At 38.5% G+C, this 23,872-nt stretch carries 29 protein-coding genes; 25 read left to right on the top strand and 4 right to left on the bottom strand.

From position 1 onward, the window contains the following. Positions 1-5: 5 nt before the first annotated feature. From sufD to PPA04_RS02360, 11 genes are all read left to right on the top strand, one after another. Positions 6-1,193, top strand: coding sequence for a Fe-S cluster assembly protein SufD (gene sufD, locus PPA04_RS02410; protein ID WP_057782777.1), 1,188 nt, complete (start codon positions 6-8; stop codon positions 1,191-1,193). Continuing rightward, complete coding sequence (locus tag PPA04_RS02405) at positions 1,186-2,424, top strand: cysteine desulfurase (protein WP_057782779.1); 1,239 nt, start codon at positions 1,186-1,188, stop codon at positions 2,422-2,424. The genes sufD and PPA04_RS02405 overlap by 8 nt, the downstream gene beginning before the upstream one ends. Next, entirely contained in the window at positions 2,411-2,851 is a 441-nt protein-coding gene (sufU, locus tag PPA04_RS02400; protein WP_057782781.1) for a Fe-S cluster assembly sulfur transfer protein SufU, read from the top strand. Before PPA04_RS02405 ends, sufU begins: the two co-directional genes overlap by 14 nt. 2 nt (positions 2,852-2,853) lie before the next feature. Then, on the top strand, positions 2,854-4,236 hold the full coding sequence (gene sufB / locus PPA04_RS02395; protein ID WP_057782783.1) for a Fe-S cluster assembly protein SufB: 1,383 nt from the start codon (positions 2,854-2,856) through the stop codon (positions 4,234-4,236). Between the two features lie 12 nt (positions 4,237-4,248). Further along, a complete protein-coding gene (locus PPA04_RS02390; protein WP_057782785.1) occupies positions 4,249-4,569 on the top strand; it encodes a metal-sulfur cluster assembly factor in 321 nt (106 codons plus the stop codon). Between the two features lie 114 nt (positions 4,570-4,683). Beyond that, entirely contained in the window at positions 4,684-5,691 is a 1,008-nt protein-coding gene (locus PPA04_RS02385) for a serine hydrolase (protein WP_229923050.1), read from the top strand. Positions 5,692-5,899: 208 nt separating this feature from the next. Continuing rightward, positions 5,900-6,394 (top strand): hypothetical protein, encoded by a 495-nt coding sequence (locus PPA04_RS02380; RefSeq protein ID WP_057782787.1) that lies wholly within the window; start codon positions 5,900-5,902, stop codon positions 6,392-6,394. Positions 6,395-6,778: 384 nt separating this feature from the next. Further along, positions 6,779-7,129: a hypothetical protein gene (locus PPA04_RS02375; protein WP_057782789.1), complete on the top strand. Its 351-nt coding sequence runs from the start codon at positions 6,779-6,781 to the stop codon at positions 7,127-7,129. 131 nt (positions 7,130-7,260) lie between these two features. Beyond that, entirely contained in the window at positions 7,261-7,935 is a 675-nt protein-coding gene (locus PPA04_RS02370; protein ID WP_057782791.1) for a hypothetical protein, read from the top strand. A gap of 69 nt (positions 7,936-8,004) precedes the next feature. Further along, positions 8,005-8,295 (top strand): hypothetical protein, encoded by a 291-nt coding sequence (locus tag PPA04_RS02365; RefSeq protein WP_057782793.1) that lies wholly within the window; start codon positions 8,005-8,007, stop codon positions 8,293-8,295. Beyond that, entirely contained in the window at positions 8,282-9,145 is an 864-nt protein-coding gene (locus PPA04_RS02360; protein ID WP_057782795.1) for a hypothetical protein, read from the top strand. The genes PPA04_RS02365 and PPA04_RS02360 overlap by 14 nt, the downstream gene beginning before the upstream one ends. Before the next feature lie 438 nt (positions 9,146-9,583). On the opposite strand, the gene PPA04_RS02355 is transcribed toward PPA04_RS02360, so the two are convergent. Then, positions 9,584-9,790 carry a type II toxin-antitoxin system RelB/DinJ family antitoxin gene (locus PPA04_RS02355; protein WP_057782796.1) on the bottom strand — a complete coding sequence of 69 codons (207 nt, stop codon included), beginning with the start codon at positions 9,788-9,790 and terminating at the stop codon, positions 9,584-9,586. A gap of 311 nt (positions 9,791-10,101) precedes the next feature. Here PPA04_RS02355 and PPA04_RS02350 point away from each other — a divergent pair, with 311 nt between their 5' ends. The 10 genes from PPA04_RS02350 (at position 10,102) to PPA04_RS02305 (ending at position 16,802) form a co-directional block, all read left to right on the top strand. Beyond that, the gene (locus PPA04_RS02350) at positions 10,102-11,517 is read left to right on the top strand and encodes an MFS transporter (protein ID WP_057782798.1); all 1,416 of its coding nucleotides are present in this window, start codon (positions 10,102-10,104) and stop codon (positions 11,515-11,517) included. After that, complete coding sequence (locus PPA04_RS02345; RefSeq protein WP_057782904.1) at positions 11,495-11,932, top strand: MarR family winged helix-turn-helix transcriptional regulator; 438 nt, start codon at positions 11,495-11,497, stop codon at positions 11,930-11,932. Before PPA04_RS02350 ends, PPA04_RS02345 begins: the two co-directional genes overlap by 23 nt. A 39-nt stretch (positions 11,933-11,971) precedes the next feature. Then, positions 11,972-12,556: a hypothetical protein gene (locus tag PPA04_RS02340; RefSeq protein ID WP_057782800.1), complete on the top strand. Its 585-nt coding sequence runs from the start codon at positions 11,972-11,974 to the stop codon at positions 12,554-12,556. Positions 12,557-12,596: 40 nt separating this feature from the next. Beyond that, the gene (locus PPA04_RS02335) at positions 12,597-12,815 is read left to right on the top strand and encodes a hypothetical protein (protein ID WP_057782802.1); all 219 of its coding nucleotides are present in this window, start codon (positions 12,597-12,599) and stop codon (positions 12,813-12,815) included. Between the two features lie 177 nt (positions 12,816-12,992). Next, a complete protein-coding gene (locus PPA04_RS02330; protein WP_057782804.1) occupies positions 12,993-13,400 on the top strand; it encodes a DUF2000 domain-containing protein in 408 nt (135 codons plus the stop codon). A gap of 31 nt (positions 13,401-13,431) precedes the next feature. Beyond that, entirely contained in the window at positions 13,432-13,659 is a 228-nt protein-coding gene (locus PPA04_RS09870; protein ID WP_057782806.1) for a DUF3021 family protein, read from the top strand. A gap of 19 nt (positions 13,660-13,678) precedes the next feature. Continuing rightward, positions 13,679-14,185, top strand: coding sequence for an NAD(+) diphosphatase (locus PPA04_RS02320; RefSeq protein ID WP_057782808.1), 507 nt, complete (start codon positions 13,679-13,681; stop codon positions 14,183-14,185). Between the two features lie 25 nt (positions 14,186-14,210). Continuing rightward, positions 14,211-14,804 (top strand): nucleotidyltransferase family protein, encoded by a 594-nt coding sequence (locus PPA04_RS02315; RefSeq protein WP_057782810.1) that lies wholly within the window; start codon positions 14,211-14,213, stop codon positions 14,802-14,804. 197 nt (positions 14,805-15,001) lie between these two features. Beyond that, positions 15,002-15,331: an ATP-binding protein gene (locus tag PPA04_RS02310; RefSeq protein WP_147206692.1), complete on the top strand. Its 330-nt coding sequence runs from the start codon at positions 15,002-15,004 to the stop codon at positions 15,329-15,331. Positions 15,332-15,371: 40 nt separating this feature from the next. After that, entirely contained in the window at positions 15,372-16,802 is a 1,431-nt protein-coding gene (locus PPA04_RS02305; protein ID WP_229923051.1) for a PstS family phosphate ABC transporter substrate-binding protein, read from the top strand. A gap of 22 nt (positions 16,803-16,824) precedes the next feature. On the opposite strand, the gene PPA04_RS02300 is transcribed toward PPA04_RS02305, so the two are convergent. Together PPA04_RS02300 and PPA04_RS02295 are read right to left on the bottom strand one after the other, a co-directional pair. Further along, positions 16,825-17,595 (bottom strand): ABC-2 family transporter permease, encoded by a 771-nt coding sequence (locus tag PPA04_RS02300; RefSeq protein ID WP_057782815.1) that lies wholly within the window; start codon positions 17,593-17,595, stop codon positions 16,825-16,827. Further along, positions 17,588-18,514, bottom strand: coding sequence for an ABC transporter ATP-binding protein (locus PPA04_RS02295; RefSeq protein ID WP_057782817.1), 927 nt, complete (start codon positions 18,512-18,514; stop codon positions 17,588-17,590). Before PPA04_RS02295 ends, PPA04_RS02300 begins: the two co-directional genes overlap by 8 nt. Before the next feature lie 221 nt (positions 18,515-18,735). On the opposite strand from PPA04_RS02295, the gene PPA04_RS02290 reads away from it, so the two are divergent. Continuing rightward, positions 18,736-19,284: a TetR/AcrR family transcriptional regulator gene (locus PPA04_RS02290; protein WP_057782820.1), complete on the top strand. Its 549-nt coding sequence runs from the start codon at positions 18,736-18,738 to the stop codon at positions 19,282-19,284. 185 nt (positions 19,285-19,469) lie between these two features. Next, positions 19,470-19,955 carry a GNAT family N-acetyltransferase gene (locus PPA04_RS02285; protein ID WP_057782822.1) on the top strand — a complete coding sequence of 162 codons (486 nt, stop codon included), beginning with the start codon at positions 19,470-19,472 and terminating at the stop codon, positions 19,953-19,955. A 45-nt stretch (positions 19,956-20,000) separates the two neighbouring features. Here the strand turns inward: PPA04_RS02285 and PPA04_RS02280 are convergent, their stop codons facing one another. Beyond that, a complete protein-coding gene (locus PPA04_RS02280; RefSeq protein WP_057782824.1) occupies positions 20,001-21,401 on the bottom strand; it encodes a L,D-transpeptidase in 1,401 nt (466 codons plus the stop codon). Between the two features lie 450 nt (positions 21,402-21,851). On the opposite strand from PPA04_RS02280, the gene PPA04_RS02275 reads away from it, so the two are divergent. Together PPA04_RS02275 and PPA04_RS02270 are read left to right on the top strand one after the other, a co-directional pair. Beyond that, positions 21,852-23,318 (top strand): MDR family MFS transporter, encoded by a 1,467-nt coding sequence (locus PPA04_RS02275; protein ID WP_057782826.1) that lies wholly within the window; start codon positions 21,852-21,854, stop codon positions 23,316-23,318. A gap of 1 nt (position 23,319) precedes the next feature. Next, a complete protein-coding gene (locus PPA04_RS02270; protein ID WP_057782828.1) occupies positions 23,320-23,832 on the top strand; it encodes a DUF4811 domain-containing protein in 513 nt (170 codons plus the stop codon). The last annotated feature ends 40 nt before the right edge of the window (positions 23,833-23,872 follow it).

Here is a 23,872-nt window from a genome sequence, read left to right as displayed (position 1 = left end):
CGAAGATGAGTGAACCCATAATGAAAAAGTTACCAGAGTTAGGCTTATTTCCAAATGAGCCTGCTTGGTTTACGGATATTCGAAAAACTGCTTTAAAGAATTATCGGAATACTAAATTGCCCCGGTTTGCCAAAGTTCATTATGAAGATTGGCAATTAGGCGAACTAATGACTCAAGTTAAACCGTCTATCGATCAAGAGATGGATTGTAGTACAAATGATTATATTTTATGCACGTTGGCTACGGCGTTAATGAAGCATGAAAAGCTAGTGGAAAAGTATTATCTTCAAAAAGCACTGACGACTTTAACAGATCGATTGGTTAATTTTAGTACGGCCTTTGTGAATGCTGGGAGCTTTCTTTATATTCCTGCAAACACAAAATTAACGAAGCCAATCCTTTTACCGGAAAACTCAAAGACAAAGTTTGAGCAGGAAATAAGTCATAACCTGATTATTCTAGGTGAAGGCGCACAGGCGACGATTGGGATACAGAGCAATGGGGCAGGAACCGCCAAAACCGGCCATCGAATTTCAGAAATTGTTTTAGAGGCCAATAGTCACTTGAATTTAATTAATTTGGATGATTTTACTGCCGCTCAACCAATTTATTTGAATCGTCAAGCTTCTGTTGGTGAAAATGCGCATCTTAATTGGTCGATCGGATCCTTTAGCGATGGCAACGTCATTGCGGAAATGAACGCCGAGTTGGTTGGTAGACGGGCAGTTGCCACAATTAACAATGCGGCCATCACTTCTGGAAAACAAACACAGGGTATGAATACGCGAGTTACTAATTTTGCTCCCCATTCTGTGGGTAAAATTCGACAGCGAGGAGTCATTTTGGATGAATCACGATTAGTCTTTAATGGAATTGGCAAAATTATCCACGGGGCGCATGGGACGATTGCGGAACAAGAAAATCGCATCTTAATGTTATCAGACAAGGCTAGTGGGGATGCTAATCCCATTTTGTTAATTGATGAAAATGATGTGGAAGCAGGTCATGCTGCTAGCGTTGGCCGTTTGGATAAGAAACAATTGTATTATTTAATGAGTCGTGGCCTATCAAAACCAACTGCCAAGCGATTAGTGGTCCGGGGATTTATTGGTGAATTGGCAAAAGAAATAGCCAATCCTCAAATACGTCAAAGCTTCCAAAAAAGTTTAGAAAGAAAGTTGCCCAATGCCTAATAAGTTTAAAAATTTGTCTCATGACTTTCCGATTTTAAAACGCAAAATTAATGATGAGCCCTTGGTCTATCTGGATAATGCAGCGACTTCGCAAACTCCTAATCAAGTTTTGAATCGGATTGGTGATTTTTATCAACACTCGAATGCCAATGTCCATCGTGGCGTTTACACCCTGGCTAACGAGGCAACAGCTGCCTACGAACAGGTACGGAATCAAGTTGCTGCATTTATTAATGCACCGAGTGCTAAATCAATTGTGTATACCCGGTCCACTACTGATAGTTTAAATTTGATTGCCACTAGTTTTGGCAATTTAGTGGTAACTCAAGGCGACGAAATTCTGATTACAATTATGGAACATCACAGTAATTTGATTCCATGGCAACAATTGGCGAAACGGAAACACGCAACTTTGAGATATGTCGAGTTAAATGCGGATCAGACTTTAGACATGGCTGATTTGAAACACAAATTAACAAATAAAACGAAGCTTGTGGCAATCACGCAAACCAGCAATGTACTTGGGGTGACTAACCCCATTAAAGAAATCGCAAAATTAGCCCACCAACATCAAGCGTATATTGTGGTGGATGCTGCTCAATCTGTTGCCCATCAAAAAGTTGATGTTCAGGATTTAGATGCCGATTTTTTGACCTTTTCTGGTCATAAGATGCTGGCGACAACGGGCATTGGTGTGTGTTATGGCAAACCAGAATTGCTGGCAGAAATGCCACCCGTTCAATTTGGTGGTGAAATGATCGAAAGTGTTAGCCGCACGAATGCCACTTGGCAAGCAGCACCATGGAAGTTTGAGGCCGGAACCCCAAATATTGGTGGTGTTATTGGGTTAGGCGCTGCAATTGACTATCTGTCTGAAATTGGCATGGCTGAAATTAACGCCAGAGAACAGCAATTAACCGCTTATTTATTTCCGAAACTGACTGCTGTTAACAAGCTCACAATATACGGGTCAAAAGAGGCTAGTCAACATGCGGGGATCATTTCGTTTAATTTAGGTCAGCTTCATCCTCATGACGTGGCCACTGGATTGGACATGTTAGGCGTTGAGGTTCGAGCAGGTCACCACTGTGCGCAACCATTAATGGCGACGTTAGGGGTACAAGCCACCGTTCGGGCAAGTTTGAGTTTTTATAACTCAGTTGAAGATCTGGATCGTTTTGTCCAGGCAATTCAAATGGTGAAGGAGTTTTTTGCAGGTGAGTCTAAATAAATTAAATCAGCTATATATGGCGGTCGTCATGGATCATGCAAGTCATCCCCACCACAAACTGGCGTTACCGGATGCGACGACTAGTGTGGAATTACATAATGTGTCCTGTGGCGACGATATTCGTGCCTTTATCTTAATGAAAGACGACAAGGTGCAGCAGGTGTCTTTTACAGGAAATGGTTGTACCATTTCACAAGCATCAGCAAGCATGATGACAGATGCGCTTGCCGGGTTAACTAAAACTGAGGCAGTTGCAGGTTGTGAAGCTTTTTTTCAGTTGGTTATGGGCAAGCAAATTTCAACAAAAGCGAAAGCATGGCTTGGCGATGCAGAAATTTTAGGCAGTGTGGCGGAGTTCCCCGCGCGAATCAAATGTGCCACTTTAGCTTGGCATGCAGCTCAAGAAGCTTTGGAAGGAGGTAATTAACAATGGCAACAGAAGATTACGAATATGGATTTCATGATGATGTGAAGCCTGTTTTTTCAACTGGTAAAGGCTTAAATGAAAAAATTATTCGGCAAATTTCGGCCGAAAAGCATGAACCAAAATGGATGTTAGACTATCGATTGGCGGCTTATAAAGTTTATCAGAAGATGCCCATTCCAAAGTTTGGTCCCAAACTGGATGATCTGGACTTGAAAAATATGTTGTACTACCAAAAGGCAACGGATAAGAAGTTTCGAAACTGGGATGATGTGCCAGCAACCATCAAAAAGACATTTGATCGGTTAGGCGTTCCGCAAGCGGAAAGACAATATTTAGCCGGCTCTTCCGCGCAATATGAGTCCGAAGCGGTTTATCATAATATGCGCGAATCTTTTGCGAAGAAAGGGATTATTTTTACAGATACGGACACCGCTTTACAAAAATATCCGCAACTATTCAAAAAATGGTTTGGCAAACTTGTACCACCCACGAATAATAAGTTTGCTGCATTGAATGCGGCTGTTTGGTCCGGTGGCACATTTCTTTACGTTCCTAAAGGTGTCCAAACACAAATTCCCGTTCAGGCTTATTTTCGGATTAACGCCGCTAATTCTGGTCAGTTTGAGCGGACACTTATTATTGTGGACGAGGGGGGTCGAATCGACTATGTGGAAGGTTGCACAGCCCCTAAATATGATACAGATAGTTTACATGCCGCGGTCGTTGAAGTGAATGTGTTGAAAGACGCTTATTGCCGATATACCACCATTCAAAACTGGTCAAACAATGTGTATAGTTTGGAAACTAAACGAGCGCAGGCACTTGAAAATGCCACGATGGAATGGGTAGATGGTAATCTCGGTTCCAAAACAACCATGAAATATCCTTCTGTTTATTTAAACGGAAGAGGCGCACGGGGAACCATGTTGTCGATTGCAGTTGCCGGTCATAATGTGGATCAAGATACGGGTGCCCAAATGATTCACAACGCGCCTGAGACGTCATCTTCCATCGTGTCAAAATCAATTGCTAAAGACGGCGGAATTGTTGATTATCGCGGAAATGTTAAGTTTGCGCGTCAGTCGGCCGGCTCGTTTGCTCATGTAGAGTGTGACACCATTATTATGGATGATGATTCTTCTAGTGATACGATTCCATACAATGAAATTTTGAATAGTAATGTTTCAATGGAGCACGAAGCGAAGGTATCAAAAATTTCGGAAGAGCAACTCTATTATTTGATGAGTCGGGGAATTTCCGAACGAAAAGCTACTGAAATGATTGTCATGGGATTTGTGGAACCTTTCACGAAAAAATTGCCAATGGAGTATGCGGTGGAATTAAACCGGTTGATTAGTTTTGAAATGGAAGGTGCAATTGGTTAGGGGGTACCTTGAATGACCTTAGAAAAAGAAAATTTTAAAGATCAAGGTTTTCGAATTTTATCAACTGTTATTGATCCAGAGCTTGGTGTTGATCTGGTAGGTTTGGGATTAATTTATGACGTTGAAGTTGATGAAACGGGCTTATGCACAGTGACAATGACACTGACCACGATGGGATGTCCGCTGACCGATCTGTTAAATAATGCCATTTCTGATGCACTGATGGCGGCCGATGAAGTTAAGCAGGTAAAAATCAATTTGGTCTGGGAACCCGTTTGGACGATTGACAAAATGAGTCGTGAAGCGCGAGTTAAATTGGGTGTGTTTTACTGAGTATCTAGACTTTTTTGGAATGTAATGAAACGTTAATATTAAGCTTCTAAAAGACTGTTCAAAACATGCAAGTTAAGTAGTATTCTTGAAAGAGAGTATCAAAGAGGCACAACTTTGTTATTGGGGAAAAAAAATTGGGTTGTCGTCACTGAAGGATTGAAATTAATGAATCGAAATAATAAACCTAGTATTAATAGAATTATTTTCAAAGCTTTCCCATGGGTAATGGGAGTACTCTTGATTATATTAATTTACATCAAAATAAACTCAGGTAGTGCACAATCAAATTCCAACGCGGCTAGCAGTGCTTCGCAGGCGGATAACGCTTCGCGAAGTTCACAAGTGGTAAAACAACGCCAAAAAATTAAGTCTCAGCTGCAAACTTATCTGAATAAAGTGACAAAAGACGGAACCACAAGCGTTAGTTTTTATAATCTGGGGGCTTCTAAAAAGGCTACTAAGAAGATAAAGAACGCGGCGGTTTACGAAAAAGGTAGCTTAACAACCCAATCATCCAATGCACATACACCGGAAGTCGCGGCCAGCACGTTTAAATTATTCATCAGTGCTTTTTTGATGAATCAAAAGCAAAAAGGGCAGTTTAGCTGGACAGCCACCAATACTAATGGTTTTTATCAAATGATCGTGAATAGTGACAACACTTACGCGGATAATGAATTACAAAGTTATGGCATGGCAACGGTCAATAGTTTTGTTAAGAAACAGGGCTGGTACAATCCCGTTTTTCAAGAAACAAAAGTTGCGACAACGACCAGCCACAGCCTAATGCTCTTATTGGAAAAGCTGAGCCAAGCGAAAGGCCCATTTAAGAATAGTAGTGATCAGAAGAAAATTTTGGCTTTAATGCGTAAACAAATTTATCGAACTGGAATTCCAGCTGGCGCTAAAGCTGCAGAAAGTGGGACGAAGGTGGCCGATAAAGTGGGCTTCTTGAATGACACGAATAATGATGCTGGAATTGTGACTTTGCCAAATGGCGAACGCTACATTTTAGTTGTCATGACACATGGTCATGGCCAAAGCGGGTTTAGTGGATTCCCTAAGATAGCCAAAATAACGAAGAAGGTCCAAACCATTGTGTATGGATCTGACACGAAATAAAACAATAGACCTCAGGTTGTAAAAAACTTGAGGTCTATTGTTTTGGATTTTTTAGAAAACAGTATGCACTGTTTGATTGAAAAAATTTTGTAGCACTAAAAATTAGAAGTTTGCTAATTCATAAATTGCTAGTATAATGAAGTTGCAAATAAAACGCTTACATTTTAATTTGAAGTTATGAGATCACAAGCGGGGATGGAGGCTTACTATGATAAAGTTCAGATACAAACTTAGTGCATTTATGTTAGTGAATATTTTTGTTGAGGTTTTGACAGTTGTCTATTTTGGAAAGTATATTCTGGCGCAAATTCCGACACTGATTAATTTCTGGGGTCACCCAGTATATGCCATTACAGTAGCTACTGGAGATCAAGTTAATTCTTTGGTTGCCATTTTAGTTGTTTTCTTTCTAGCACAGGTTTTACTTGGCTTAGTGAGCTACCATCTGTGTAGAAAAGTAGTTAGTGATTTTGAATTTCGGTTGCCAGCGTTTTTGGATATTTTAAATATCAAATTATTTAAACTCTCTTTAGTAGATGGTGTAGTCATTTGGCTAGCAATTCAATCTTGGCTTTTTGTCTTGATTGCCTTTGGATTTTTGAATGCAGCCACTGTGTTTGCAGTGATTTCTAACGTTGCCGTGATTCTGTTTCTCGCTGGGTCATTGGCAGTGAATGTAGGAATGCATCGGAAATTTAGCTAATCTTTGAAATGAGGTTGGGTTAATGTAGGGTTCGATTATTTTTGTGGTTCTTTTAGCATTTTGCGCCGTAATGCTAGCCATAATTGTTGGTTTGCTAGTTCAATTTTTAAAAAGGTATTAATATTACAATAGGTTTTCAACTTATACCCAGGCCGCTGTATGTGGCTGGGTATTTTTTTGCAAAAACTAGTTCAATGTTCTACCCCAATGTGGAAGCGTACTTTGCGAGGTGGATTTGTGAAAAACTAGTATTCAAATTTTTAACTGATCTCGATAAATCTTTTTATCTAATAGTAACTTGCAAATTTGCTTAAATTACTATTGTCAATAAGCAGTAAATACTGTAATATCATATTAATAATTGAAGTATTAGGAGGAATTAATATGCTTGTGTGGCGAGGAAAATGGCTTTTAGTACTAGTTTCTGGAATGCTCGGCGGCTTAGGTGTTGGTCTAATTTCAGGTGCATTAGAAAGCACGAATATGGCAACTTTATTACAGACGGGGATTACACTGATTGTGTTTGGACTGGTATCAGCAGGAATTAACTATTTATTCTGCAAGTATTTTATTTCTAAAGAAAAAAGAGTCTTTGTTGATGAGCAAACTTTGCAACAAGTTGAAGTTAAAGACCGATCAGCACTGTCCTTTATTCCAAACCGAATTTGGACCTATATCTACGGAATCTTTTTTGTGGGATTAGGATTGTTTCAATTGATTGATTATTTTATTTAAACTAAGTAGTTTTGAGATGACGTTTTGCGAAGCTTCATAACAACAAGACGTCATTTGTTTTGTTTAAATAAGCTAGCCGAAGGGTCAAATTTACGACCTAATATAAAAAATTGAAAATAGAGGATGAGAAGATGAAAAAAGCCCGTCTATATTTTATCTTGGCGATGGTGAGCTTGATTGTGACCATTTATCTTGTTGGTATGCGTCTGATGCTCGTTTTTGGCGTGGCGTCGAGCGGACTTTCTGCTTTACTGCTAACCAGCTTTATGAGTTTGGATTTGGTAGGTGCACTGCTTCTTGGACTTGTATTTGGTTGGCTGGCTTATCATTATAAACCGGAAAATTATCAATTAGATAGCCGTTGGTTCACCAGAAACTACCGATTGTGGATCAATTGCATTTTGCCATATGCCTTACTAATTGTTGGCGAGACAGTCTGGTTTGTTGAAGATGAGCTGCAGACAAAAGGTGAAATGATTGGGACTTCAACAACGATGCTTCAGTGGCCTTATAATGCTGGGTTGATCGCATTGTTTCTACAATTGATCGGTGCGATGGTGGTATTTGCATTGCCGTTGTTTACTAAGAATGCACCTAAACGAACCAGATTTAAAATTTGGCTTGGCGAAATTGGTTATTTATTTCTCCTTGTTATTCTTTATGGTGTTTATAACAGTTTCTTCTTTATTGTGATGTACTTATCAATTTCGGCGATGGTTGGCGTGGCAATAGTGCTTCCTTTCGTAGTTGTTCCGATCGTGTCGATTATTAAATTGACCAGGTCACGTAAGTTGGCGGAAAAGTAATACTAAGATTAGAACGTTTGACCATAATTTATGACTTAAAAACGAATTTGAAAGACGATAGGGGAAAAGATGAAAAGAAAGACGCTTGTGATTTCAGTTGCGGTCGTAGTTTGTGCGTTGATAGTTGGATTTCTTGCTATTGATTTCAGCGGGTCAACTGATGGCGCTAAGAAATTTCTTAATAAGTATCCGATTGCAACAGTAGCGAAGGATCAAGGAACCGATGACCAATACGATATCACGTTTAAAAAACCAATTAAGGTGCCAAAGACGAAAAATAGGTCGGCAATGATATTTAATTTGACATATATTGAAGATGATAAGGGGTCGAGGGTTCCTAGATTTTATGAGTCAGGATAGTGATGACCTCTTTGTGGTGCGATTCGGCGGTGATTTTAGTAAACATAAAATTAGGTTGAGTTACTCAAATAACGATGATGATTTTAGTAAACAACCTCGTGCTGAATTCTCTAGCACTTATTTGATTAATGCCGGAACAAATTCTTTGGGTGCTGCTCATACTAGTTATGAGGTAGGGAGTAAGCCCTTGGAATCCAAGGCATCACTCAAACGCGAACAACAGCAGTATGATTCAGCGGTTCATTGGATTTTCAAACATGTTTTGAGCGTTAAAGATGCCAAGCAATTACAGGTTTATCTTAAAAAGCATGCAAAGAGTCTTTACCAAAAACAGGAAAAGGCCGACAAAGCTCGATCTCATAGTCAAAGGATTTCAAACCGAACGTTCAAAAAGCGGTTTTTAAAAGCAACTTACAAACCTAAGTATACTGATAACCAGTGGCGTGCGTTTATTAAACAGCGGGCTGAATTTCTGAATTTATCAGTTGCTAAAATTACCAAATCCACTTTAAGTGATGATGAATCACTTGAATACGATTATGATTACACATCAACGATTTCAGTCGGTTATTATCAAGGGGCAATTCCCAATTCTGAGGGATATCAAAGTGATCAGTATTATTTCATGACAACTCAGGATGGACAAAAGTACCTGATTTTATTGCCATTACGGTTGTACAATCAAAAAGATCTAAAAAAATGGCACTATTACAAAAAAATGCCAACTTTCTATTATCTACCTGCCCCCGTTTCGTATCCAAAATTGTCCAGTATGGTGTTAGCGAATGAAACGCCAAGCTCATTTGTAGTCAGTAATAATATAAATGTGGTGGCAAAGGAAAAAGAATAGGATCCCTAAACTTTAGGAGGCTATGGCTGTTTTATAGGGGTGGGGACGCTCGTTACAAATACTTTTTATACTAACCAAATCATTTTTAAGTTAAAAGCTTACAGAGACGTATTATGGCAATGTGCTTTTCAAATTATACTCAGACTGCTACTTGCGTTCTGGGTATTTTTGTTTGACCATTAGTGGATGTGCGTAAAGTAATCCGGAATTTCAGAGTCTTCTATAAAGCATTGAAGAACGTATCGCCATGGTAACGGATTGGTTTCGGTGTAATTTGATGATTTTTGACAGATTGGTTTCCAGCGTGGGTTCTTTTTTACCCGTTTTAGGCTTTTTTTAAATTGTTTGGTAGGAGTTAAAGTGAATTTTTGCATTTACTTAAATAATTCCCTTTCCAAAGAGTCTATATCTGAATACGATTTGATTTCTTTTGAGTTGTCAGTATCTTTTTACAACTTCAGCAAGGCTTGCGTTTACTTGATTGTTTGCAGTTTCAATTCTCACGGTCAGTTTGTTATTGGCAACATCTGCCAGGATCATCCTTGTGAATTCAGAAATTGTAAAGCCCTTTTCTCTTAGTTTTTCTTCGGCACGTTTCTTTATAGCAGCGTCAATACGTACTTGTATACGATCAGTAGCGGGCATTTGTATCACTTCCTTTTGTACTCCAAATGTAGCACATCGTTATTTGAATTAAAAAAATTTGATTACTAATTTAAATTAATGAAGATTGCCTCTGTAATTAAAATACCCCTTAACTTAGAAAAGTTACGAAATTCTATTAACTTTTAAATCTACCAGTCCTAACTTTGTACTTCGAATTCTCCAGAATAGTGTTGGCAGGTTATTTGTAGGATGTCACAATATAATTTTTTTGAAAGAGTTTGACAAAACCAAGCCTTTTTATTTGCTTAAGCAAATAAATTGGTCCATGATACCATCGAGAGGGTGGTCAAATGCTATCACAAAAACGACGCTGGTTGATATTATCGGTACTAGGATTATTCTTTTTCATGGTGATCGTAGATGGGAGCATTGTGGCTATCGCGATTCCTCAAATTGCACAGAGTTTAAATGCAGCAACTGGTACGACAACCTTAATTATTTCGGTCTATTTAATTACCATTTGTGCGACGTTATTATTATTTGGCCAATTTGGTGATCAATACGGACGAGTGCAAATTTTTGAAATTGGCACATTTATTTTCTTGGTCGGTTCATTTTTAGCCGGAGCTGGACACACAATCGAGTTTGTATTGGGAGGCCGTTTTGTTCAAGGAATTGGTGCCAGTATGACCATGGCTAATAGCTATGCAATTGTCACCGATACATTTCCAGCCAAACAGTTAGGACGTGCGTTTGGTGTTGAAAGTATTTTTATTTCTCTAGGTGCACTGGCAGGTCCCGGATTAGGTGGACTTATTTTAGGCAGTTTTCCGTGGAGCTACATTTTTTGGATTAACTTACCAATTGGAATAATTTGTCTGATTATAGAGGTTTTAGTTTTCCCGAAAAGTATACGCCATAAAGAAAAGGGGATTGACTGGTATGGTGCAATTCTCCTTGCTTTGGCTGCGACATGTTTATATTTGTTGACCACTCAGCTGAATACGCACATTGCCTATTTGGCGGGACTGCTCATCCTGTTAGGTGGTTTTTGTTGGTGTTTTGTCAAAACAGAACAAAAAGCATTGCGACCATTATTGAACTTCACAATTTTTCGCAATGAGATGTTTAGAAAGAGCATTATCGTCGTGTTTTTGAGTTTTATTGTCTCTTACTTTTTTACAATTTTAGCTCCGTTATATTTACAGCTTGTTTTAAACTATTCCACGCAATTCTCAGGGATTTTATTAATGGTTGCTCCCGTTGTGTCAGTGTTTGCATCCCCAATGGCCGGGTACATTTCAGATCATTATGACCAACATGTGGAAATGACTATTGGAATGAGCATTCTTATGATGACTCAAATTGGACTATTATTTTTAACTAGGAAATCCGAGCCGCTTTATTTTATTGGGCTTTCTGCTATCATGGCTGTCGGAACGGCCACATTTGGCACCCCCAACAGTGTGATTATCATGCAGTCGGTACCTGAAAAATTACGGGGAATGGCTGGTTCAACCAATTCATTAGTGCGCGAATTTGGTTTAGTTCTAGGCACAACATTGTCGACCATTATTTTTTATCGCGTGCTATCTATCATCAATCATCGCGAAATAGATACCGCAATTGGCGTGTCCAAAAGTTCATTTTTAGTTGCCCAACGTTGGACATATGCGGTCGGCTTATTGTTATTAGGCATGGCACTGCTTTATATAATTTACGCGATTCGAAAGGACTTCAAACATGGCAAAAAGAGAATTAGATAGTTACCTTAGGGCAATTAATACAGTTTCACATAAGGTGAGTCAGTATATGAATAAAGAGTTAAAGGATTTGGGTTTGACATCAAGTACCTACTTTTTTGTGCTAAAAGTGGGCGATATGGGCGAATTATCGCAAGAAGAGCTTTTTAAACAAATTTACCTCAATCCAAGTAATGTGACCCGGCGATTAAATCGGTTGATCAAATTAGGTTATATTTCAAAAGAAAAATCACCAGTAGATGGTCGTACGCGCATTATCAAGTTGACGCCACTTGGCACGCAAAAGTACGATCAATTAGTCCGTTGCCTCCCGACGATTAATCAAGCAGTCGTTGAAACGTTAGATCCCAAAGAAGCTGTGGTTTTGAAACAGTTAGTTGGGAAAATGGAAACTGGATTGGATGCGTTATTAGATTGAAAACTCAATAGTTTGCAGAGAAAATGGAGCGTGAGTGATATGACAGAGTATGTATTAGTTAAGAATCAAATCGATCGTGATCTAATAATTCCTGATGAATTTAAATTAGTTTCTTCGACACAACGACAGCGCAATCGTGAAAAAGTTCGCGTTGAACGTTATCAACAAGAAAAAGAGGTCGTTTCCAATAATGCCCATCTGACCTTAGTTTATGGTGAAGATGGTCGCTTGATTAGCTACAATAATTTTTTTGGAAACCCTAGTTTACCGCTTCCATCTGAAAACAATCTGGTGCAACTTGCCACCGATGTTTGGGAGAATTTGGACGCAGATTATGCCCGGGGGTTACAATTTATGAGAATTGACAGATTAAAACGATTTTATAAAACTAGCAAGGGAAAACGAATCGATTTTGACGTGCTGTGGATAAAATTTGCCCATAATAATGGTTCCTACAACTGGGTGACGATTGGGCCTGGTGGGCAGATTATGGAAGTTGAACGTGAATCGGAGTGGGACTATATGCGTTCGAGACGGGCAACTGAAGAATGGAACTATGATGATTGGGTGCTGGCACGTGAAGGGAAAGGTCCCCAATTGGATGCACCAGAAGCTTTAGCTTAGGAAAATAGTTGGTTAAAACGATGAATGTGAGGTAGGCTAAATGACCGATCGTGAATACGACCAAATGATTGAAGAATTGGGCAACTTGAGGGAACGTGTTCGCCAATTGGAAGAAAACGAATACGTGACTGCTACGTACAAAGGCTACAGCTCCGAGGGTCTGACTTTGTCGGAAGTGATTGAAGAGATCGAAACGACTAACCAGGCGATTGAAGTTTTAAAAGCCCGATTGGATGACGATACAGATGCGGATAACTAGTTTCTAATAAATAATAAATTACTGATAAAAAACAGGCTAAGCCAATTTTACGCAAAAATTTTGCATGAAATGGTTTAGGCTGTTTTTTTGAATTGTTTGGACAAACAAAACTTTTGCTAGTTTTAGTTACCAACAATAGGTATAGTATGTATATCTTATGAACGAGGTGAATCCCTTATGAAGAGAAATGCAATAATTTTGGATAGAAATCTTTCTATTGGTCAAGTTGGTAATGTGGCCGCGATATTAATGGGCCAAATTTCCAAATTAGACCCTGCCGTATTTTCAGAGCATCCAGTTATTGATCAAGACCAAGTACTTCATGCAGGTATTAAATACAGCACAGTGGTGTTGAAAGGTGGCAAAGGCCAAATTGCAAATCTCGCTAAAAGCTTGACTGCCAACGATCAGGTGGTGAGTGTTGTGTTCACAGCTACGGGTCAATCACTTAATAACCAATTTGAAGAATATGCAGCGAAAATTTCAAGTAGTAAACTAGAGGAAACCGATCCGGTTGGAATTGCAATCAGTGGAGAAGACACAGTGGTTCGAAACTTAACTAAGAAATTTAGTTTATTAAAGTAAGGTCAATGCTGATGCTATCGACGAGGGTGAATTGACCATTCTGATTATAGTTTCTTTTTTGAGCGTGAGTGGATTTAATCTTTTGTTTCATTGGAATTGGTTAGTTGGCAATAATTTAGTTATTTTTTTGATTAATTTCATGATTATATATGTCTGTATTTGGATCGCACTACGCACTTATTGGCGATTGACAGCACAGAGGATTAACGCACAGCTTAAATTTAGAAGAATGAATAAGAGTAAAGAAGAACCAAAATAGACATGGAGGCTGAAGTCTTATGAAATACAGTTATTGCCCGGTATGTGGCACAATATTAGTTGATAAGGCTGCTGGTGACGATGGGTTAACACCGTATTGTGAACATTGTGATCGTTACTGGTTTCCGACTTTTTCCGATTGCGTGATTGTGCTTGTAGCTAATGAATATAATGAAATTGTGTTGGCCAAAATGCCTTACTTATCGCACCGTTATGCATCGTTCATTTCTGGATACATGCAACCTGGCGAAAGTGCAGAGGCTGCTGCTAAACGTGAGGTGCAAGAAGAACTAGGTCTTAGTTTAAACAGGCTTGAATATTCGGGGACGTATTGGTTTGGAAAGAACAATGCTTTAATGCATGGTTTTATTGGTAAAACGGCGAAACAAAATTTGAAATTATCTGATGAATTGGCATCAGCAGAATGGATTGCTGCCGGTAAAGCGCCTCAATTTATGTTTCCAGATAGCCCAGGTAATGCGGCTTCAGCTGTTTATCGAAATTTCATACAAAAACTTAGTGCGTAAGATATGAATGCGGAGGAGTGTTTTGATGCAAAGTGGAGTGAATGTACCTTTAAATGCGCAAATAAAACTGCTGAATGACATATTGATGCGTGATCAAGAACTATATAACGTACTTCGGACAATTTCCAAGTTGAATTTACCAAATAGTTATGTGGGTGGCGGCAGTATCACCCAGTCAGTGTGGAACCAGATTTTCTCAAAAGACTTAGGATTTGGTATTAGTGACCTTGATATTGTTTATTTTGATACAGATTTAAGCGAAGCCAAAGAAAATGAAATTCGCAATCAGTTATTGTCCGAACTTCCTTTGAAGAAATATAATATAGATGTTAAAAATGAGGCTCGTGTGCACCTTTGGTATCAGCATAGATTCGGTCAAAAGATAAATCCTTACGTAAGCACTGAGGATGCAATTAGTACATGGCCAACTACCGCAAGTTCTTTGGGGGTATATCTTAATAAACAGCAAGATATAGAGGCTTTTGCACCTTATGGCTTGAATGATGTTTTTAGTGGAATTGTGCGTCCTAATAAAAAAATGATTACGGAATCAATCTATATGAATAAAGCGATTAAGTGGAAATCTAAATGGCCTGAACTCAAAGTAGTTGCATGGTAAGAATCTAAAATTTAATTTATAAAACCTGAAATCAACTTTCGTAGTTGATTTCTTTGGATGAAGAATTGTGACATTTGAAATCACTGCCAGATTTTGTGGTTCATATGGTGTTGTCAGACAGTAATTCACTAATAGGCCATAGACTGATCTAAATAATTATGATCAAATAGCGCTGTGTATTGCACTGGCGTTGGTGGGTGGCTGATCGTGATATGTTGCAACGAATCTTTCAAAACTTACTTGGTAATATTTTGGAGCATGGAACTGAGGCAGCAGAAATCACGCTTAATGGAGATGATCAGCAGTTATGCATTGCTTTTTCCAATAAGTTGGCGCAACCAATCAAAAATCCAGAACGGCTAACCAATCGTTTTTACACGGAGGATCTTGCCCGTAAATCTGAAAATGCCGGCTTAGGTTTATATATCACAAAAAAACTGACTACGTTGCTGAACGGGACGGTTACGATTGAGACCACGGCCACAAAATTTACAATTGAATTGCAGTTTACCAAGAATAACTTGTAAATGATTAGATATTAAAGAACTGTACTGGAGGGAAATAAGGTTGATAAGGAAAAAGAATCGAGCGAGTTTTTGTTGGTTACTGATTAGAAGCTTTGTCTGGACACCGCTAATCGTTGGGTCAGTGGGTGTCTTTGGCCTGGGTTGGTGGTGGGCTTTGATCCCAGCCCTGTTCCTTAACGGATTAAGTTGGCATCACTACAATAAAAAATATGAATTCAAAAATAAAATTAGACTTGAGGTAAGCACACTTTTGATTGCGTTACTCTACTATCTTGGTGTTTTTGTCGTAGTCATGTGGCTATTTGACTTCAATTACATAGAAATTCCGGAACTTTACCCCTTGTTGTTGGTGATGCCCTATAATTTGGCGAGTTTGTTTGCCAGTGGACTAGCTTTATACAACAACTTGGCTTGGTTTTTCATTGGGGCGTTTTGGTCTGCCATCCTGGGTGTGACTTGGGACAGTCTTTCGTTGAAGCATTTCTTTAAACTACCAAGAAGATACAGGGTTGGCTTCGTGGTCCTTTTGTTGGTTAGTCTAGCGCCTGTGTATCAGCATATAATTCGAAGCCAGCATTATGTGGATACGTACACCAGCAATTCCAGTGAGTTAAATTTGAACCAGTATCGACCTTTCAGAGATGATAAAAAATTGGCGCATTTGAATCAGCCAGCCAACTTGAAAATTGCTGATCATTATCCGCGATTAAACGGCGCAACTGCAGCTTATCCGATTTATTCGGCAGTTGCGCAAACCATCTATTCTGGTCTCAATGCCAAGCAGGCTGCCAAGATTATTCAAGTGGGAACGACTCCCAAGGCTTTTAATAGTTTGATTAATAAAAAAGCGGATGTCGTCTTTATGGCCGCACCTTCCAGCGAGCAAGTTAAGGCGGCCAAAAAGAAGCATATTCACCTTAACTTAACAAAACTTGGGAGCGAAGCGTTTGTTTTTCTTGTGAATAAGAAAAATCCAGTGAATAATCTCTCTGTAAAACAGGTGCAAGCCATTTATCAAAGAAAAACAATCAGCTGGCTGAGTGTTGGTGGCAAACCAACATTAATTCAGGCGTTTCAACGTTCCAAGAACTCTGGTAGCCAAACAGCGATGGAAGGTTTGGTCATGAAGGGTAAGAAAATGGCAACACCCATGCGCTATCAAGAAGAAGATGGCATGGGCGGTTTGATTGATGACGTTGCCGGTTACAATAATAATACGAATGCAATTGGCTACTCATTTAGATTCTATACAACGCAAATGAAACAAAATAAGAATGTTAAGTTGCTCAAAATAAATGGGTATGCGCCAACTACCAAAAATATTCGAAATGGGAAGTATCCATTTATCGCTAACGTTTACGCAATTAGTCGTCGTGATCAAACTGAAAATAGTAAGCGGTTGGTGCAGTGGCTAACAAGTAAAGAAGGCCAGAAACTGATCAATAAAACTGGATACGTGGGACTTAAATAAAGCAAAAAACCTGTAATCATCATCACAGGTTTTTTTGTTTGAATACATAAATTGATAGGAATCCGCAAATTAGAATGGTACCACTGGCCGCCAAAATATAATAAGTTAGTGTTTGTGCTGAAAGGTGTGTGAAGTAGGCATTATCGATTATGCTTTGAAAATCGAAATATTTAATCCAATTAACTTTATTAAAAATTGCGCTCATAATCTGAATGAGAAGCGGAAAAATGATAGTTGTGGTCACAGCCGTGATGGTTGAAAAGGTGACGAAAAGGACAAGGATTGATACTGAAAAAATGGCAATTATGAACAAGATCTGTAATAAAATAGTCTGTGAAATTTTAAGACCAAAGTTTGCCGTTAATGTACCGAAACCGTTTTTTAAGCCAGTTCCTAAAAAAGTAGTGCCATAAAACAGAATAAATTGAAGGCAAACAATCATGATAAAAACGGCATATTTTGAAAAAAAGTAATTTAACCTTGTCATGCCGCTACTTAATAAATTTTTATAAGACCGTCTAGAAAATTCAAAACCGGTTGTCATGATGAAGAGCGGTAAAATGAGATAAATTAAAAAGCTAGCCATTATAGTCATTAACTTCATCGCTTTGACGGCGTTCCAAACAGATGTCACATCTTGCATTTTGGCTAAAGATTCTGTTTGAACACCAACAGTTCCTAATGTACCGGTCAAAACAGAAGTTAGCACTAAAATGATAAGAAGAAATTCAGTGATATAAAATCCCTTTGAATGTAGCAAACGATAAGTATCACCGCGAATCATATTAAACATGTTGCTCATCTCCTGTTCCTTCAATTAGTTGCTTAAAGTACTGTTCCAAATTTAAGCCTTCTCGTGAAATGGTTATTACTTGAACATGATTATTAATTAATTCTTCGGTAATCTTTGCATTGGAAATATCGAGTTGATAAATGTTTATCAGGTGGTCATTGATGACCTTGAAATTTTGGCAACCCAGTTGACGTAAAACGTTTGTTGCCAAGTCAGGGTTGTCAACCTCAAGTTTGATAAATTCCCGGCTCTGTTGCTCAAATTCCCGTTTCGTGATTTCTTTGACAATTGTGCCATTATTTAAGATCCCAAAACGAGTGGCTAACTGATAAAGTTCCTCCAGAATGTGACTTGAAATGAGAATGGTCATTTGTTGAGTTTGATTCAGCTTTAAAAGTAGTTCTCTAAATTCAACAATTGCGATTGGGTCTAATCCATTAATTGGTTCATCCAAAATCAGAAAATCTGGTTTGTTCAAAAGTGCAATGGCTAATCCCATCTTCTGCTTCATACCTAACGAGAAGTTCTTGAATTTTTTCTTGCCAGTGGCGTTAAGGCCCACAAACTTAAGGGTTTCATCAACCGCGGAGGGATCGACTACGCCGTGAATTTTACTGTAATAAATTAGATTTTGACGAGCGGTTAATTGATCGACAGCGACGGGAGATTCAATAATACTCCCGGTTCGGCTAAGTTGGTGAATGTATGCGGAACCTTTTGAAACGCCAAAGAGTGTGATAGCCCCGTGTGTCGGCTGAATCAGCCTAATGATTGTTTTTAGAATAGTGGTTTTCCCTGCACCGTTTCGACCAATTAAACCGTAGATGTCGCCACGATGAATAGTTAAACTGACATCTTTTAAAACGGTTTGCCGGCCAAACTTCTTGGATACTTGGTCAAGTTTTAAAATGTCTTCCATGATTTTTCTTGCTTCCTCCTGATTTCTTATCTTTAGTATGTCGTGGAGTTCTTAACAAGAGGTTAATTGAATTCTTAATTGTTTATTAAATGGGTTTAAAGATAACAACTGATGTGGCAGATGAGTGCGGTAATGTGAGTTTTAAGCTGTAAGGATAGTGTTTGTTCAAACCTATTGTTTGATGCAGATAACAGCGTTATATTTACCTGTGGAGGCATGTGATGAAAAATAAAACGGCAACACGAGATAGACTAATTAATGCCGGGATCAGTTTGATAAAAGTAAATTCGGTGCAAAAATTAACATTACGGCAAATTGTCCATGAAGCTGGCGTAACGACAGGAGCTTTCTATAAAAGTTTTCCTAATCGGCAAGTCTATTTCAGGGAGCTAGCCAATAAGGTTTCTTCAGAGTGGGCAGCAATTATTGAACCAGAATTGGCCGGGATTCCATTGGCAACTGAACGCTTGTTATTTCTTGGAGACAACCTGATGAGAACGATTGTGGCACAGCCAAATTTAGCCCACTTTGTATTGGAAACGCCAGTTGTTTCTTTTTCCGATGATGAGTTAGCTAAATGGCCATTATTGAACTTAACCTTTCGTAACGTTAAAGCAGTTTTAGATGAACATTCACGCATTGATAAAAATTCCTTTTTTATTCAAATCTGGATATTTATCATAGGTTATGCTAATTTATTGCAAAGTAAAAGTATTTCATACGACCCTGAGTTGTTAAAAACAACACTGGAAAAGCTGTTGGAAGACTAATAATATTCGATACGGGTAAATCATAAAAATTCCGGAATTTTTAAACGAAGTTGAAAGTGATGAAAATATAAATCATAAATATTTTCACGATATCGGTATTGTGGTATATATGGATAAACACAAGGTTATTGAAGATTTTAGACAGTATTATCGTTACCAAATTAATCGCCGAAGAAGGTCGGATTATGAAGTTAATCAAATTAACACCTCAAGATGGTCAACCGTACTATCAACTGTTACAAAATATTGGTCGATTTGAAAATGGATTCGAAAACAAAGTTAAAGATTATGATTATGAACAGTATTTGCAGTGGCTAATTGAAGCTGACACACAAGCAGATCCTAGTTTTGGTGATGAAAAAATGGTGCCACAAGTGACTTACTGGATGTGGGACGGGCATCCAGTTGGGATCGGAAGAGTTCGCCTTCGTCTTAATGCCCAGTTACTTGAGTCTGGTGGTAATGTCGCCTATGCAATTGCCAAAAATGAGCGCAGAAAAGATTATGGAAATGCTTTGTTAGCTTTTCTTCTTCAAGAATGCGAGAAGTTACAAGTTTCGCCAGTTCAAGCTTCAGTTAATAAAGATAATGAAGCTTCTAACAAGGTTGTTGTCAAAAATGGTGGGTGTTTATTTAAACAGACAAACATTGAAAATATTTATCGATGGTAAACAAAAAAGGGTGTTGAGAATTTTGAATTTCTCAACACTCTTGTTTTATTTATAAATAATAACTGGTTCAGTAGTAGTGGTATTATCCCAAACAGACTTCATTTTGCTTGGTGGATTGTTTAAACACCCATGAGAATGATACGTGCTACGGTAAGTTGGGTTTCCATAAACTTTGGAAGGTTGCCATGAACTATCATGCATCCCGACGCCATCTTCAGTTAAAGGTTCCCAATAGCTAACCTTGCTGGCATAGGCCGAGCCATTATCGTTCTTACCAGTTAAGGTAGAAGGACTTTGTTTATAGAGAATGTGGAATAGGCCGGTCGGGGTCTTATTACTGCCACTCAAAGTTCCACTCATTACAGGGATATCTTCTTTTTGTTTGCCATTTACATAAATATATTCATGCAGGGTGGTCAAATTAATTTCAACGCGTGTTGAACCAATGGCACTACTTCGGTTATAACTGATATTTTGACCAGAATAGTTCTTCATATCAACCTTGGTGCCTGACTTGATGGTTGAACTAATGAATTTGTCAGCTAACATCTTCGCTTCTGATTTCACATTTAATGACCAGCCGTAATTTGAATCAGTCGTGTTATTTGTCATGATCGTTTTGCCACTGTTCAAAAGCTTAACACTGAAGGACTTTCCCTGAGTACTATCAGAGTTGTTGATCTTGGTCAGTTTCGCTTCCAAGGCCGTTAAATCTACAGTAGGTGTTTGACCAGGTTTCGTGTTTACAATATAGTCTGAGCCTTTTAACGTGTAGTCTTTACCACCCACGTGATAGACCAACGTTTTGGTTAAACTGTCCTTTAAATTTTGTTTGACCTTTTCGGCAGCCACAGTTTCAGCCTTGGTTGCTGTGGAGGAACTCGTTTTTAGTTTTATATCTTTTAATTGCTTAATTTGATTTTTATAGCTCGCTAATGCTTTGGTGACGTTAACTTGAGTACCCTTAGTAGCAGCCTGTGTCTTGATATTGCCGTCTTTCAAGTAATAATAGGTTGGATGAGCCGCAGTAGCCGTTTTGTTATAGGCGGTCAGGGCGTCTGAAACTTGTTTTTCCAAAGTATTGCTTCGGTAAGTAACAACCTCATCGGAACTTGTTAAATCAACAGTATTAGCCTTTTTGGCAAACAACCCGTGATGATTTTTGAGGGCTGTTTTTACTTGTGCTTTGGTGACATTTGCTAATGTCTGCTGTTTTCCGGTAACCAACAGTTTACCATTTAAATAAACCCGATTGGTTATAGTTGAGGAAAACGATGCCAACTTTTGGGTAGCTTGATTAGCGGTTAGTCCAGCAACAGATTTTCCATTAATTGTTGTTTTGGGGGCAAAATGAGTTTGACCATATTGCCAGGCAAACACTCCGCCACCAACGATTAAGATCCCCAAGCCGAGTAATACCCATCTTAACCAATTATTTTTAATCAATTTTTTTCCTCCTCATAATATGTAGCTAAGTTGTTAAAAAATCTGATCCCCATAACGTAAATTGAATCCTTTTTGAAGGAACTTGATTCACGATTCAGATAGTCACAATGCCTAAGTTATAGAAGGTTGGCTAAACGATGTCAATCGGAAATCCGCTAAATTAACAAATCTTTGTAATTTAACTGTAACAATCATACAATCTTTTCAGTTGAAAATACAACTATTTATTCTCGGTTTGCGAGTAAATAAACCGATTATCATAAATAGTTTATTTTTGCGTGCTAGTTGTTATGCTAGTAGCGATTTATTAAACCAACATTAAATAGTTTCCATGTGGACATGCTGTTTTGCAAACAACACTTTGAGAGTTATGAGATTTATATGATACAATAATCTTTGTGACTTTTTTATAGGTACATAATTAAATAATTTAATGAGGTGAACATTTTCATGAACAGTATTAATGCAGAAGATAAACCGGTCGATCAAAATGGTCGCCCGTATAATCGACTTTTATTAGTTTTTACCCTATTAATTGGGACTTTTAGTACATTTCTGACGTCCACCATGTTAACAACAGCTTTCCCGACTTTGATGAAGTCCTTTAATATCTCGGCAAACACTGTTCAATGGTTAACAACTGGATTTATGTTGATGATGGGAATTGTGATTCCCATCACTGGCTTTTTCTTACAACGTTTCAATTCGCGAAAGCTTTATTTATCTGCGATTGTTATTTTTTTCGTAGGAACTGTGGTTTGTTATTTTGCCCAAAATTTCTGGACTATTTTAGCCGGACGTTTGATTGAAGCGGCTGGTGTTGGTATCACATCCCCAGTTTATCAGACCATTATGACATCAATTTTTCCGCCAGCTAAACGTGGCGCAGCAATGGGAAGTGCCGGCATTGTTGTCGGATTGGCACCTGCCATTGGGCCGACATTTGCTGGATGGATTTTGATTCATTATTCGTGGCGAATGTTGTTCTTGTCCATCATGCCCATTTCTTTCATTGTATTGGTTGCGGGCTATTTTACTTTACGAAAAGTTTTGCCAACTAAAAAAGCACCTGTTGATTGGTCTTCAGTGCTTTTATCAATGATTGGTTTTGGTTCAATGTTATTTGCGTTTTCATCAGTTGGAACCTATTCTTGGACTAATCCAATTGTCTATGGAACCTTGATTGTCGGTGTTTTAGTAGTTGCTATTTTTATTTTACGGTCGCTTAAAATTAAAAATCCACTTTTACAGTTTAAAGTGTTTGAACATTCAGACTTTACCTTGTCTGCAATTTTGGTTTCTGTTTCCTTTATGTCCATGAATGGATTCACATTGGTTTTGCCCCTTTATCTCCAAACGGTGCGTGGTGAATCGCCGCTAGCGTCCGGTTTAACTCTGTTACCTGGGGCCATTGCCATGGGGGTTATGAACCCAATTACCGGTCGAATTTTTGACCGTTTGGGTGCAAGAAACATGTCAATTGCAGGGATGTTTCTGCTAGTTTTGACGACAGCTTCATTTATTCCAATTACCGCTCAAACACCAGTGTTTTATTTAACTTGTTTGTATGCAGTCCGAATGTTTGGAATTTCAATGGTTATGATGCCAGTTACGACAACTGGAATGAACGATTTACCACTAAATTTGATTGGTGATGGAACGGTCGTGAATAATACGGCCCGTCAGGTATTTGCTTCCATGGGAACAGCCATTTTAGTTTCCATCATGTCAAGTGTGACGTTATCTCACACCCCAGGCAGCGGCGTTTCACAAGCAACACCTATCTTATTTAAAAAACTTGCTTTAAATGCGAATGTTTTAGGATTCCGCTACGCATTTTTCATTGCCACAATGTTTGCGGTACTTGGTTTTCTATTAACGTTCTTCTTGAAAAAAGATGCACGAGGGGGATATTAACATGATAATTATTTTTTTGTTCGCTGGTGCAATCCTTTTTGCTTGTAGCATGATTTTTATGCACCGTGGTATTAATAAAATGATTTGGGTAACTTTGGGTCTTATTTTAAGTATTGGGAGTGTCGTGTTAATCGCGTTAAACTACAATATTTATTTAGGAATGAAAGAAGTTAATCAAACGCAAACTTATCCGTTGACCTCAAGTGTGAAGGGCAAACATGCCATCTTGTATCAACAAATTGGTACCAAGGATGAGCGAATTTATTATTACGCCACAAATCCATTGCAGCAAAAACTGGCTAAGACGGACCCTACAACCGGAACTACCAAAATTAAACGAAATTCTAAGTTGAATCAAGTCAAGATTACTCGTAAAACACGCGTTTATAAAAACGAGGAAATGCGCTTGTTATTTAGCAATGGCGTTCCCAATAAGCAGTTTGTCAGCCAAGACTATGAATTCCATTTAATGTATGGTTGGACGTTGGAGAAGGTTTCTCATCAAAAACAATAAAATAAAAAGTGGACAAAAGGCGTTAGATTCTGAAGATAGG

It is taken from the genome of Pediococcus parvulus, from assembly GCF_007990205.1.
Classification (GTDB): Bacteria; Bacillota; Bacilli; order Lactobacillales; family Lactobacillaceae; genus Pediococcus; species Pediococcus parvulus.
This window is presented reverse-complemented; position numbering and strand designations above follow the sequence as displayed.